General features: G+C 40.7%; 14 protein-coding genes and 1 tRNA gene. 5 read left to right on the top strand and 10 right to left on the bottom strand.

Annotated features, from left to right (window positions below):
• Position 1 precedes the first annotated feature (1 nt).
• Positions 2 to 78, bottom strand: a tRNA-Met gene (locus PROVALCAL_RS14800).
• Between the two features lie 226 nt (positions 79 to 304).
• Between PROVALCAL_RS14800 and mltA the strand changes: the two genes are divergently transcribed.
• Together mltA and tcdA are read left to right on the top strand one after the other, a co-directional pair.
• The gene (gene mltA / locus PROVALCAL_RS14795; RefSeq protein WP_006660126.1) at positions 305 to 1,396 is read left to right on the top strand and encodes a murein transglycosylase A; all 1,092 of its coding nucleotides are present in this window, start codon (positions 305 to 307) and stop codon (positions 1,394 to 1,396) included.
• A gap of 62 nt (positions 1,397 to 1,458) precedes the next feature.
• On the top strand, positions 1,459 to 2,268 hold the full coding sequence (tcdA, locus tag PROVALCAL_RS14790) for a tRNA cyclic N6-threonylcarbamoyladenosine(37) synthase TcdA (RefSeq protein WP_006660125.1): 810 nt from the start codon (positions 1,459 to 1,461) through the stop codon (positions 2,266 to 2,268).
• Positions 2,269 to 2,311: 43 nt separating this feature from the next.
• On the opposite strand, the gene csdE is transcribed toward tcdA, so the two are convergent.
• On the bottom strand, positions 2,312 to 2,773 hold the full coding sequence (gene csdE, locus PROVALCAL_RS14785; RefSeq protein WP_006660124.1) for a cysteine desulfurase sulfur acceptor subunit CsdE: 462 nt from the start codon (positions 2,771 to 2,773) through the stop codon (positions 2,312 to 2,314).
• A gap of 11 nt (positions 2,774 to 2,784) precedes the next feature.
• Entirely contained in the window at positions 2,785 to 3,990 is a 1,206-nt protein-coding gene (gene csdA, locus PROVALCAL_RS14780; RefSeq protein WP_006660123.1) for a cysteine desulfurase CsdA, read from the bottom strand.
• A 637-nt stretch (positions 3,991 to 4,627) separates the two neighbouring features.
• Here csdA and PROVALCAL_RS14770 point away from each other — a divergent pair.
• The 3 genes from PROVALCAL_RS14770 to rlmM are packed head-to-tail and all read left to right on the top strand — an operon-like array spanning position 4,628 to position 7,088.
• A complete protein-coding gene (locus tag PROVALCAL_RS14770; RefSeq protein ID WP_006660122.1) occupies positions 4,628 to 5,569 on the top strand; it encodes a transcriptional regulator GcvA in 942 nt (313 codons plus the stop codon).
• Positions 5,570 to 5,596: 27 nt separating this feature from the next.
• Complete coding sequence (locus PROVALCAL_RS14765) at positions 5,597 to 5,992, top strand: DUF423 domain-containing protein (RefSeq protein WP_006662981.1); 396 nt, start codon at positions 5,597 to 5,599, stop codon at positions 5,990 to 5,992.
• Positions 5,985 to 7,088 carry a 23S rRNA (cytidine(2498)-2'-O)-methyltransferase RlmM gene (gene rlmM / locus PROVALCAL_RS14760; RefSeq protein ID WP_006660120.1) on the top strand — a complete coding sequence of 368 codons (1,104 nt, stop codon included), beginning with the start codon at positions 5,985 to 5,987 and terminating at the stop codon, positions 7,086 to 7,088. The genes PROVALCAL_RS14765 and rlmM overlap by 8 nt, the downstream gene beginning before the upstream one ends.
• A gap of 62 nt (positions 7,089 to 7,150) precedes the next feature.
• Here the strand turns inward: rlmM and xni are convergent, their stop codons facing one another.
• From xni to PROVALCAL_RS14730, 7 genes are all read right to left on the bottom strand, one after another.
• Complete coding sequence (gene xni / locus PROVALCAL_RS14755) at positions 7,151 to 7,906, bottom strand: flap endonuclease Xni (RefSeq protein WP_006660119.1); 756 nt, start codon at positions 7,904 to 7,906, stop codon at positions 7,151 to 7,153.
• Positions 7,907 to 7,950: 44 nt separating this feature from the next.
• Positions 7,951 to 9,318 (bottom strand): nucleotide 5'-monophosphate nucleosidase PpnN, encoded by a 1,368-nt coding sequence (gene ppnN, locus PROVALCAL_RS14750; RefSeq protein ID WP_006662984.1) that lies wholly within the window; start codon positions 9,316 to 9,318, stop codon positions 7,951 to 7,953.
• A 65-nt stretch (positions 9,319 to 9,383) separates the two neighbouring features.
• A complete protein-coding gene (locus PROVALCAL_RS14745; protein WP_036978716.1) occupies positions 9,384 to 10,448 on the bottom strand; it encodes a tyrosine-type recombinase/integrase in 1,065 nt (354 codons plus the stop codon).
• A complete protein-coding gene (locus PROVALCAL_RS19350; RefSeq protein WP_006660116.1) occupies positions 10,405 to 10,671 on the bottom strand; it encodes an excisionase in 267 nt (88 codons plus the stop codon). Before PROVALCAL_RS19350 ends, PROVALCAL_RS14745 begins: the two co-directional genes overlap by 44 nt.
• A 202-nt stretch (positions 10,672 to 10,873) precedes the next feature.
• Positions 10,874 to 11,068, bottom strand: a complete 195-nt coding sequence (locus tag PROVALCAL_RS14740; RefSeq protein ID WP_006660115.1) for a hypothetical protein — start codon at positions 11,066 to 11,068, stop codon at positions 10,874 to 10,876.
• 7 nt (positions 11,069 to 11,075) lie between these two features.
• Positions 11,076 to 11,621 (bottom strand): phage N-6-adenine-methyltransferase, encoded by a 546-nt coding sequence (locus PROVALCAL_RS14735; protein ID WP_006660114.1) that lies wholly within the window; start codon positions 11,619 to 11,621, stop codon positions 11,076 to 11,078.
• Complete coding sequence (locus PROVALCAL_RS14730) at positions 11,611 to 11,811, bottom strand: hypothetical protein (protein WP_036978718.1); 201 nt, start codon at positions 11,809 to 11,811, stop codon at positions 11,611 to 11,613. The genes PROVALCAL_RS14735 and PROVALCAL_RS14730 overlap by 11 nt, the downstream gene beginning before the upstream one ends.
• Positions 11,812 to 11,947: the final 136 nt, after the last annotated feature.

Genomic DNA, 11,947 nt, shown 5'->3' with positions numbered 1-11,947 from the left:
TTGGTTGCGGGGGCTGGATTTGAACCAACGACCTTCGGGTTATGAGCCCGACGAGCTACCATGCTGCTCCACCCCGCGTCCGATAGCGGGCACTATACTCGGGATGAGATCTGATGCAAGTTTTTTCGTGTTTTTTTTTCATTTTTCATCGATCGGAGTTTAAAAATCACACAGAATGTTGCTTTTTTGTTCTTTAGTGGTGTTGAACTCAGAAATAACTTAACTAAATATTTATACTCGTTTCATTCTCAATTTGGGTTTGCTATTGTGCGCTTCATATTGGATATGTGTTAGGTGGTAAAAGATGAATTCATGGCAGAAAGGGTTAATTGCGGGCGTCTTTTTTTCTTTACTTGCAGGGTGTCAGTCTCATCCGACAGATAAAGGACAACAATATAAAGACGGAAAAATGCATAGTGACTTGCAACAAGTTAATCAGGTTAATGTGCAAGGGCGACCAATAAATGCGCCGGATTTTAATCGCCAAGTGACTGAGATTCAAAATGCATCACCACGCTTATTCAACAGCAATAATGATACTTACCATGCGATAGAGAATTGGTTAATGGCAGGTGGGGATCCGGCTCAGTTGTCGCGATTTAATTTATCAGCCTTCCAAATGGAAGGGATGGATAACTACGGAAACGTTCAGTTTACAGGTTACTACACTCCCGTAATTGAAGCCCGTCGTTCGCCACAAGGGGATTATCAACATCCGTTATATGGAATGCCGTCAAAAGGTAAGAAACGTTTACCAAGTCGCGCACAAATCTATAATGGTGCGCTCAGTAACAACTTGATCCTCGCTTACAGTAACTCTCCTGTCGATAACTTCATGATGGAAGTGCAAGGTAGTGGTTATGTCGACTTTGGGGATGGTAGTCCTTTGAATTTCTTTGCTTATGCAGGGAAAAATGGTCATGCCTATAAAAGTATTGGCAAAGTATTGGTTGATAGAGGCGAAGTGCCATTAGAAAAAATGTCGCTGCAAGCAATTCATGATTGGACTAACACGCACAGTGAGCAAGAGGTTCGTGAATTACTGGAAAGCAACCCATCATTTGTCTTCTTTAAACCACAATCGTTTGTCCCAGTTAGGGGAGCGAGTGCTGTGCCATTAGTGGCAAAAGCCTCGGTAGCATCAGATAAAACATTGATTCCACCTGGAACTGCATTGCTAGCCGAAGTGCCAGTATTAGATAGTAATGGAAAATTTACGGGTAGATACGAAATGCGTATGATGGTTGCTCTCGATGTGGGGGGCGCAATTAAAGGGCATCATTTCGATATTTATCATGGAACAGGGCACGAAGCGGGCAAAATGGCAGGCTTTTATAACCATTATGGTCGTGTATGGGTACTGAAAAAGAGCCAGCCTGTTTTTAGTGCGATGTAGTGATTATTTACTAGACTGTTATTTTTACTAAGTTACCGTTTTAACTAAGGTTGTTTGTGATTATGCAAGCTCAGCTTTCTGAGGCGTGGATGCAGCGATTCGCTGGAATTGGGCGCTTATATGGGCAAAAAGCCCTTCATCTTTTTGCGCGTTCACATGTGTGCGTTATTGGTGTGGGCGGCGTTGGCGTTTGGGCTGCGGAAGCATTAGCACGCTCTGGTATTGGTGCGATCACTTTGATCGATATGGATGACATTTGCGTCACAAATACCAATCGTCAATTGCATGCATTGAAATCGACGGTGGGATTACCAAAAGTTGATGTAATGAAAGAGCGTATTTTAGCCATCAACCCAGAATGTACCGTCAATGTTATTGATGACTTTATAACAGTCGATAATGTGGCTGAGTACCTTTCTTTGGGGTTTGATTACGTTATCGATGCCATCGACAGTGTAAGACCTAAAGCAGCATTACTTGCGTATTGCCGTCGTTTTAAAATCCCCGTAGTCACAACGGGCGGCGCTGGGGGACAAATTGATCCGACTCAAATCCAAGTTACCGACTTAGCTAAAACAGTCCAAGATCCACTCGCTGCCAAATTGCGTGAACGCTTAAAATCAGACTTTAACGTTGTGAAAAATGGTAAAGGCAAGCTGGGGATTGATTGTGTGTTTTCGACAGAGCAATTGGTTTACCCTCAAAGTGATGGAACCGTCTGTGCGGCGAAAAGCACAGCGGATGGCTCAAAACGGATGGATTGCGCATCAGGTTTTGGTGCTGTCACGATGGTCACAGCTAGCTTTGGTTTTATTGCCGTGTCACATGCGTTGAAAAAGATGGTCGCTAAAGCGCAAAGAGAGGCTAAATAGTTGGCATTGAGGCTACCGTATCCGCGTAGCCTCAATCATGTCATTATTCTGCCGGGGTCATCTCCCCTGCAATATTCTTAACCACAGAAATTAACGCCTGTATCCCATTTTGGCGGGATTCACTGAGTTGTCCTGATAAACCCGTTTGATTGAAAATTTCATCAAAGTCAGTGTCTAAAATTTGCTGTGCATTTTTATGTTCAATACAGGCAAGTAAAACGGCAAATAATCCTTTCACCACACGCCCTTCGCTATCCCCATAAAAATGAAATGTGTCATCTTCATTGAGGATGGCGCCAATCCAGACGCGGTTTTCACAACCCTGAACTTCTTGAGTTTGCTGCTTTTCTTCTTCAGTAAGGGTTGGCAGTTTTTTGGCTAATTGAATGAGCAGGCGATATTTATCTTCCCAAGCTTTTTGTTTGGAAAACTGTTCAACGATTTCGTGAATGACAATCTCTGTGCCAAATGGATGAGAAGCCAGTTCATGTCTAGACAAAGTCATGCGATTACCTTTTAATCATTTAAAATCGACAGTGCAAATTTTACAGAATTAATAAATTTATCAATATCTTGTTTGTTGTTGTATGGCATGGCAGAGATGCGCAAGCAGCCGCTTATATTGAGTGCGTCCATCAACGGTTGAGCACAATGCTGCCCATAGCGTAGTGCAATTTTTTGTTCGGTCAAGAAGAGACCTAAATCACTATGATGAATATTGTGGAAATTGAAAGATAAAAGTGGTGAGTTTTCTGTGCGATAACAAATAATACCGTCGAGTTGCGATAGTTGCTCATACGCGTAATCTATCAGAGAACACGTATAGATTTCAGCTTGTGTTAAATCTTGGGTTGAAAGCCATTTAAGCACTGCTGCAAAGGCAATTACACCTGTAATGTTAGGTGTTCCGGCCTCAAAACGTTGTGGTATTGGAGCAAGAGTAAAGCCTGAAAAATCGACGTGACTTAACATTTTGCCACCACCATGCCACGGATTCATGTTGGCTAAATGTTCTGGTTTTCCGTAACAGACTCCTAATCCGGTTGGTCCATATAATTTATGGGCTGAAAACACGTAGAAATCTACATCTGTCGCCAAGATATCTAGAGGGTGATGTACAACGCCCTGTGCGCCATCCACAACAACTTTTGCTTCAACTTGATGGGCTAATTTAGTTATGGTGGAGATGTCCGGCTGGTAGCCTGTTACGTTGGACATTTGAGTGATAGCAATAACTTTAGTTTTTGTGTTTAAGATAGAGCGTAGTGCGTTGATATCGAGCGTTAAGTCAGGTTCTATTGCCCATTTTACGACCTTTGCACCTGTTTGCTGTGCCAACATCAGCCATGGTAGCAAGTTAGAATGATGCTCAGTTTCGCTGACAATAATTTCGTCGCCACTTTGAAGTTTCTCGCGAAAATAGCTTTGAGCAATCAAATTTATCGACTCAGTGGTACCGCGAGTCCAAATAATGGATTTTTCGTCAGGCGCATGGATTAACTTAGCCGCTAAGGAGCGCCCTTGCTCATAGAGTTGCGTGATTTTTAATGCCTCTGGCGATTGCCCTCGATATACAGAACTGCCTGAAAAACGATAGTAATTATCGGAGGCGTTGACCATTTCCAGCGGTTTTAGTGCGGTAGCGGCACTGTCTAGAAAAACGATATCTGAGCTGATAGCAGGAAATTGCTGGCGAAATTGAAGGGCGTTAAAGTTATCCATTATGCTGATTCTTTGTCGTTAATCATTCGGTTGGCGAATGTGATTATGATCTGGCTATGATAATAACGGAAAACAGTGAATAAGTAGATGGGAACAAAAAATGTTATTCAGTTATCGATTATTAGACATAATTTGTTACACTTAACAGGAAGATTTTTGCTCAGATTTTAGAATAATTGCGCGCCATAAAAATGCAACGTAGTTTAAAACGTTTTCGGTTTACTTTTAATCTAATGATTAAATTTAATTTAAGATGGTTTTGTGTGCTTTTTTACTCTTAATCTGATGGGATAATAATTTTTATCTTCCATAATGGATTTTATCGCGCTCAACATAAAAAAAAGCACCGCGCTTTGGCGGTGCACTATAAAATCACTATGGACAGACAGGGTAAATGTACAGGAAGTGAAAAAAACAGTAGCAATTGCTACAAAGCCTGGTTTAACCAGACAACTTGCAAACACAACATCACAACCACAAAGCCAAAAGTTTCAAAGTAACTAAACTCTGCAACTTTTCGTTCCGGCTTAGGAAGTGTGCATACTATAGGTATTTACTAGCGGATCCTCAATGGACAATTTATAATGCTTCGGATGAGAAAAACTAATGCATATAACAAAGCTGAGCCGAAGAGATTATGTCTAAAAGATTACCGCCTTTAAATGCTCTGAGAGTGTTTGATGCCGCCGCCCGTCATTTAAGTTTTACTAAAGCGGCAGATGAATTATTTGTGACACAAGCTGCTGTTAGTCATCAAATAAAAAGCCTAGAAGATTTTCTTGGTTTGAAGTTGTTTCGTCGCCGAAATCGCTCATTGTTACTGACGGAAGAAGGGCAAAGTTATTATCTTGATATTAAGGAAATTTTCTCGTCTTTAAATGAGGCGACGAGAAAGCTTCAAGCCAGAAGTGCAAAAGGCGCACTCACTGTAAGCTTATCGCCAAGTTTCGCGATACAATGGCTAGTTCCTCGTCTTTCTGGATTCAATCAAGCGTTTCCTGGCATTGATGTACGTATTCAAGCGGTTGATCGGGAAGAAGATAAGCTAGCCGATGATGTCGATGTTGCGATTTTTTACGGTCGAGGAAATTGGACAGGTCTAAGAACTGACAGGCTGTATGCTGAATACTTAATGCCAGTGTGTTCACCTTCGTTGTTAACGGGTGGGAATCAACTTAAAAATCCTGAAGATCTAGCAAAGCATACATTACTTCATGACTCTTCTCGCCGTGATTGGCAGGCATATGTGAAGCAGTTAGATTTGCAGAATATTGTTAATGTACAGCAGGGACCTATTTTTAGTCACAGTTCGATGGTGATTCAAGCTGCAGTACATGGACAAGGCGTTGCGCTAACTAACAATGTGATGGCAAAAAATGAAATTGATGCGGGCAGATTGGTGTGCCCATTTAGTGAAGTTTTAGTGAGTAAAAACGCATTCTATCTGGTCTGCCAAGAAAGTCAGGCCGATTTAGGGAAAATTGCGGCATTTCGTCAATGGATCCTCGCGCAAGCAGCCAGTGAGCAAGAAAAGCTCGGGTTTATTACCAATGACCAAGATTTGACGCATATACAATAATCAAACAGTAAAAACGAAGGTGCTATTGTGAATAGTCGTTTGATGTTAATTTTTGCAGGGATCAGTGGATTTTTTGTGGTCGCATTTGGTGCTATTGGCTCGCATGCACTTGCACCAATGATGAGCTCTCATCAAATGGCATGGATTGAGACAGGATTGCGTTATCAAATGTTTCATACCGTTGCATTAATGGTGCTGGGCGCAGTATTACTGCGTAAAGTCATTTTATGGTTCTATTGGGCTGGGGTATTTTTCTCCGTCGGAATACTTCTTTTTAGTGGTAGCCTTTATTGTATGGCCTTATTGCAGGTAAAATACTTCTCTTATTTTACGCCAATAGGTGGCGTTTGCTTCCTAGTTGGCTGGCTTTTAGCAGTTATTGGCGCTATGCGTCTAAGGAAATCGGCGTCACGCAATGAGTAACAAGATTGCATTATATTGCCGCCCGGGCTTTGAAAAAGAGTGTGCAGCAGAAATTACAGATAAAGCAGGACAACGTGAAATTTACGGTTTTGCTCGTGTTAAAGAGAATAGCGGCTATGTTATTTTTGAATGTTATCAGTCTGAGGACGCAGACATTCTTGCACGCACGCTGCCATTTCGTGAATTAATTTTTGCTCGTCAAATGTTTGTGGTAGGCGATTTATTAAAAGATCTACCTCCAGAAGATAGGGTTACTCCTATTGTGAATGCGCTTAGCAAGCTGGTTGAGCGAGCAGGTGATCTGCGAGTTGAAGTCGCAGATACCAATGAATCAAAAGAGTTAATGAAGTTTTGCCGTAAATTTACAGTACCTCTGCGTAATGCGTTACGCCAAGAGAAAGTATTATTGGCGAAAGAGAACTTTAAACGCCCGGTGATCCATGTGTTCTTTATTGCACCGGGGTGTTGTTATGCCGGCTATTCTTATTCGAATAATAGTTCGAATTTTTACATGGGCATTCCGCGTTTAAAATTCCCATCAGATGCACCAAGTCGTTCAACGTTAAAATTGGAAGAAGCTTTCCATGTGTTTATTCCTTATGAAGAGTGGGATGAGCGTTTAGGGAGTGGAATGAAAGCCGTTGATCTTGGAGCATGTCCAGGCGGGTGGACTTATCAGTTGGTGAAACGCAGTATGATGGTTGATGCCGTTGATAATGGTCCAATGGCGGAAAGCTTGATGAATACAGGACAAGTTCGACACCATCGTGAAGATGGCTTTAAATTTAAGCCGACATCGCAGAATATCACTTGGTTAGTGTGTGATATGGTAGAAAAACCCGCGAAAGTTGCTGCATTGATGACGCAGTGGTTACAAGAAGGCTGGTGTCGTGAAACCATTTTTAACTTGAAGTTGCCGATGAAAAAGCGTTATGAAGAAGTCGCGCATATTCTGGAAAAAATGAAAGTTCAGCTGAAAGAGAATGGTATCAACGTTCTGATCCACGCGAAACAGCTTTACCATGACCGTGAAGAAGTCACCGTGCATGTACAACGTGTTTGGTCTGCAAACCCAATGGCGCGTGAATATTATTAAGTCAAAGCTGGATTGGTTTGAATAGCAAAAAGGTCACTTCAAAGTGACCTTTTTTGTGTCTACTATTTAGCTTGATAGCGTAATTGGTTTAGGTTGCCTTTCAACGCAATATTCGTTTTTAGTGTCGCAATTTCTCGGCAGATTATCGCTATATCTTTTTGATTTGCTAATTTTTTCTGCCATTTTTCTTCAAGAACATCAAAGTTGGCGTACAAATTTTCAATCGAGCGGAATCGCTGAAGCAGCTCCGTGGCGCTTTTAGCTCCAATTCCTGCAACTCCGGGAACTTTACTGCTGCTGATCCCCGCTAAACCCCAGTAGTCAGGAAGTTGTTCAGGTTTGACCCCAAATTCATTTTCGATAAAAGGCACGTCTAGCCAGCGTTTTTGAAAATAGTCACGAATACGTAAATTGGGTGACAGCAACTGACAATAGCCTTTATCGGTGGAGACGATGGTGACGGTATGCCCAGAATTGGCAATGCGTTTAGCGAGAGTGGCCGCTAAGTCATCGGCTTCGTCTCCCTCAGATTGCCAGCAATGAATACCATTTTCTTCAAACTGAGCAACTAAGTTGGGGAGTTCAGTGTGTAATGATTCAGGCATAGGCTGACGTCCTGCTTTATAGTCAGGTAGCTTTTCATGGCGCCAACTATGGTGTCGACCTTCCTCATCAAAGACGGCAACAACGTGAGTTGCATTAGTGTGGTTAATCAATTGAGAAATAGCGGACAAGCAGGTTTCTCCACATGGGCTACCTTGAACCGCGTGGATACGTCGAATTAAATTTAAAGCATCAATAATTAATAAATGGATCATAAGCCGTTTGGTAGTTAAACGCGCCGTCCTTGGCGCGTAGGTGATTATTTCACAATTTCATAGCAAGGTTCGTAAGCGGTGCCACCCGGCAATTTCATACGATGCTGTTTCACGAAACCTTGGAGTAAAATATCCATACGTTTCATAATGTCGCTATCACCGTGAATTTTGAAAGGACCATGTTTTTCAATGGCTTTCATACCAACTTCTTTCACGTTACCCGCGACAATCCCAGAGAAAGCACGACGTAAATCAGACGCCAATTTTTCAGGAGATTGGTCTGGGTGCAAGTTCAGTGACGCCATATTTTCATGGGTTGGTTCAAATGGATGCTGTAAGTCTGGTGCAATTTTAATCGACCAGTTGAAACTGTAAGCGTCGCCAGTATTACGGCGGCTCTCTTTCACAGCAGACATTCCTTTTTTCATTACGCGAGCCACTTCTTGTGGGTTATCGATAATGATTTGATAATGTTTGCTGGCTTCATCACCCAGAGTGTGGCGAATAAAGTCATCCAGTACAGAAAAATATTCAGCACTCTCTTTTGGTCCCGTGAGCACGAGAGGTAACACTTGCTCGGTATTTTCAGGATCCATCATGATGCCTAACAAATACAGAAGTTCCTCCGCAGTTCCTACACCACCTGGGAAAATAATAATCCCGTGAGCTAAACGTACAAATGCCTCAAGACGTTTTTCGATGTCAGGCATGATAATCAGTTCGTTAACGAGTGGGTTAGGTGGCTCTGCCGCAATGATAGAGGGTTCGGTTAAACCGATAAAACGACTGTCTTTGTAACGTTGCTGCGCATGGCCAACGGCAGCGCCTTTCATCGGTGCTTCCATCGCGCCGGGTCCACAACCGGTACAGATATTCAGTTCACGTAAGCCAAGTTCATTACCAACTTTACGACCATATAAATATTCGTTTTCATTGATGGAGTGACCACCCCAGCACACGATCATATTCGGGTCTTCACCAATATGCAGAGCACGGGCGTTACGTAAAATAGAAAAGATCATGTTGGTTAGATGGACACTGTTTTCCAAATCGAGATGGAATTGCTGTTTTGCTGTACTGATTTGTCCATGCACAAACAGAATATCGCGCAGTACAGCAAACAAGTTAGCTTGTAATGAGCGAATAATTTTTCCGTCAACGAATGCTTTTTCAGGGGGATTGATGAGTTCCAGCTTAATGCCACGTTCGCGACGTAAGATATTGATATCAAAACTTGCACTTTTTTCTAATAGCTCTTTACTGCTGTCAGTTAAGCTTCCTGAATGTAACACCGCTAAGGAGCAGTTTCGATACAATTGATACAAATGGCTGCTCGCCGTACGTTTCAGCATGTCGACTTCAAGCTGAGACAGTAGATCCATAGATCCTAATGGACTGATATGAGTAATCATTTTTTACCTTTATAAATCATAGTATTAGGAGTACATCTCCGAAATAACTCAAAATAAATTCAATATCAAATTTCAATTTTCTTCCAGCTTAAGCCTCTGTCATCCTGATACATTCTTGTCATATCCATGGATTTATGACCTAGGAGCTGGTTAGCGAACTCATCTGATTTTTCAATGCCATAGACTCTGGAGGCTAAACTTCTTATTTCATGAAACGTTGGCGGAGAGCCTTCCCAAGATAGTCCGCTTTTATCTCTTGCCAAAGAAAATGATTTACCAATAGTTTTATCTGCCAGCATATCACCTCTCTGCGAAACAAGAACAGACTCTTTGCCATTTAGTTCATGTTTACATCTATCTAATACTAATTGCAATGTCTTATTGGCTATGCTATTTGAAATGTTCAGTGGTATTGCTATTTTTGTTCCTGTCTTTTCTTGTTCGATCCATAAAAAACCATCTCGTACATCATCCCACTTTAACTTTCTTATGTCCCCTGAGCGCTGACCTGTTAATATGGCTAGGTCCATACTCATGCTTACCCATGGTTGGCAATTAATTACCGCGGACTGATATATAGCCAGATAGTCGCTCTCTGAAAGTCGACTTCTGGCAATTTTATTTCTAGGGACTCTTGTCGCAATTACTGGGTTTGAGTCCGTAACTCCATCTGACATTGCTTCATTAAACATATCTTTCAATATACTTCTCATTAATCTCGCAGTAGTAATATTTCCATTTGAAACAATTTTATTTATATAATCAGCGATATCTTTTGTTTTTATTTCATGAAGAGGGATGTTATTAAAACTATTTTTTATTCTTTTCAAACGTCCTTGATAATCATCAAGGGTTCTTTTCTTTAAATTTCTGTGAATGATAATGTTGTTAAATCTATCAATCCATTCATGTAGTTTAACAACAGTATCATTAGATATTTTTTCTCTTAATGTTTCTTTTTTGCCATAAATAAATAAGTTCGCTGAAATAGCTTCATTTATGGCTTCATTTTTATTTCTTCCCATTCCGTATTCTATTCCAGTTTCTGGATTTCTATAACTATAATATCCTTTTCTGCAATATAGATTAGGTGGTAAGTGTGCGTTTTTGGGGGCTCTGTTCCTTGCCATCTGTTTTAATCCTTTTTAACAGTTTGCTGTCTTTGCTTAATAAAATGGTTGGATTTAATCTATCATAATTAGTTATTTTTTGAGCTGAAGGGAGAATTAAATATTGATAACCATCAAATGTTGGGGCTGGATATATTTTACCTGCGCTAATCCATCGTCTGATGGTTTCATCACTCCGCCTGTGTTTACTTGCAAAATCTCTTACAGTGAAATACTTAACCATAATTAATTTCCTTTTCTATTGTACGGACTAAGTGACCTAAAATCATCTTGGGTCGGAAGTGTTTTTTGTCATTCAAATGGCTGAATTGTGGAGTGTATTTATTTAGTATGATGGATATATTATGGTCTATTTTTCTTCTAATTTAAGTGGTTAGTTTAAGCATTCCCTTGCTATCTTTCGTCGTCCGTTCTAAAGCGTTACATCATCCATTTTTCCGCTTATATTGTTCATCATCATCTCCGCACTCTTTACTACAATATGCGCTATTTGGTGCTGCTGGCATGTCTTCGCACCAGATGCACATTCCGTTTATTGATTTAATTACTGGCTGGCGATTTGATAATGCGGCTTGAATGTGTAATTGTTCTAATTTGTTTGCTTGGTCGATAATATCCATAATTCACCTATGCTATTTTCCATTCATTTAATATTTGATTTCCGATGTTCATCAATTCATCTCTATCGATAGTGCTAATTATCTTTCGTGGGGTGATGTATGGTCTCCATATTAAAAGCATTGAGCCTTTATTATTTCCGTTAACTGGTTTGTTGGTACCAGCATTAATAAAAGATATTCGACCTCCTGTAATTAATCTCACTTCATCAACTGTTTCTAATGCCGAATTAAACCAACCTACTGATGTATCAGACGGAATTAACATCACTATAGGCTGTAATTGCTTTTTACATTGCTCGGTAGCTTTATTAATCCATGGCTGAATATCAGAATAGGGCGGGTTAATCCAAATAGCTCCATAACTTTCCCAATCACAATTTAGTGAGTCGTCCTTTTCGGTGAGGTAATGAGTGCAAAGGTGGTTGTTTTTATCGGCAGCGGCATCTAAATAGAAACCGAATTCAGCGTCCAATGCTGTAAATAAAGGTAGGGGAGTTTGCCATCTATCACGCAATTCCTTTGGTGTATGGCTACCTCCGTAGTCAGCCTTCATCCTTGCTATCACTAATATTAAAAGGCAATCCATCGGCTTCCATTGGCTTTATGTCAGTAAACTTACATGGAATAATTAAACCACCGAACTCTTGAGCGAACATCAGCGCTTGCTTTGCCTGAAGATGTACATATTGTTTTGGTAATGCTATTTGATACGTAATACCATCAATTAATACCAGCGTCGTCATTGCTTGAACTTGTTTTATTGTTATTTTCCGCATCCTTCATTAATAAAAATAATTCCATAGCTGCGCGGTATGGGTTTTTATTTACTGAGATAAAGTCATAATCAAGGCTGTCAGCTGTCCATTTATTAGAATGGTA

Source organism: Providencia alcalifaciens DSM 30120 (assembly GCF_000173415.1).
GTDB classification, from domain to species: domain Bacteria; phylum Pseudomonadota; class Gammaproteobacteria; order Enterobacterales; family Enterobacteriaceae; genus Providencia; species Providencia alcalifaciens.
The sequence above is the reverse complement of the archived record's forward strand: the minus strand, read 5'-3'. Positions and strand labels throughout refer to the sequence as shown.

Excerpts from the sequence above, each read along its gene's own strand:
- mltA (WP_006660126.1), top strand. The coding sequence starts at position 305 with ATGAATTCATGGCAGAAAGGGTTAATTGCGGGCGTCTTTTTTTCTTTA.
- tcdA (WP_006660125.1), top strand. The coding sequence starts at position 1,459 with ATGCAAGCTCAGCTTTCTGAGGCGTGGATGCAGCGATTCGCTGGAATT.
- csdE (WP_006660124.1), bottom strand. The coding sequence starts at position 2,773 with ATGACTTTGTCTAGACATGAACTGGCTTCTCATCCATTTGGCACAGAG.
- csdA (WP_006660123.1), bottom strand. The coding sequence starts at position 3,990 with ATGGATAACTTTAACGCCCTTCAATTTCGCCAGCAATTTCCTGCTATC.
- PROVALCAL_RS14770 (WP_006660122.1), top strand. The coding sequence starts at position 4,628 with ATGTCTAAAAGATTACCGCCTTTAAATGCTCTGAGAGTGTTTGATGCC.
- rlmM (WP_006660120.1), top strand. The coding sequence starts at position 5,985 with ATGAGTAACAAGATTGCATTATATTGCCGCCCGGGCTTTGAAAAAGAG.
- xni (WP_006660119.1), bottom strand. The coding sequence starts at position 7,906 with ATGATCCATTTATTAATTATTGATGCTTTAAATTTAATTCGACGTATC.
- ppnN (WP_006662984.1), bottom strand. The coding sequence starts at position 9,318 with ATGATTACTCATATCAGTCCATTAGGATCTATGGATCTACTGTCTCAG.
- PROVALCAL_RS14745 (WP_036978716.1), bottom strand. The coding sequence starts at position 10,448 with ATGGCAAGGAACAGAGCCCCCAAAAACGCACACTTACCACCTAATCTA.
- PROVALCAL_RS19350 (WP_006660116.1), bottom strand. The coding sequence starts at position 10,671 with ATGGTTAAGTATTTCACTGTAAGAGATTTTGCAAGTAAACACAGGCGG.
- PROVALCAL_RS14740 (WP_006660115.1), bottom strand. The coding sequence starts at position 11,068 with ATGGATATTATCGACCAAGCAAACAAATTAGAACAATTACACATTCAA.
- PROVALCAL_RS14735 (WP_006660114.1), bottom strand. The coding sequence starts at position 11,621 with ATGAAGGCTGACTACGGAGGTAGCCATACACCAAAGGAATTGCGTGAT.
- PROVALCAL_RS14730 (WP_036978718.1), bottom strand. The coding sequence starts at position 11,811 with ATGACGACGCTGGTATTAATTGATGGTATTACGTATCAAATAGCATTA.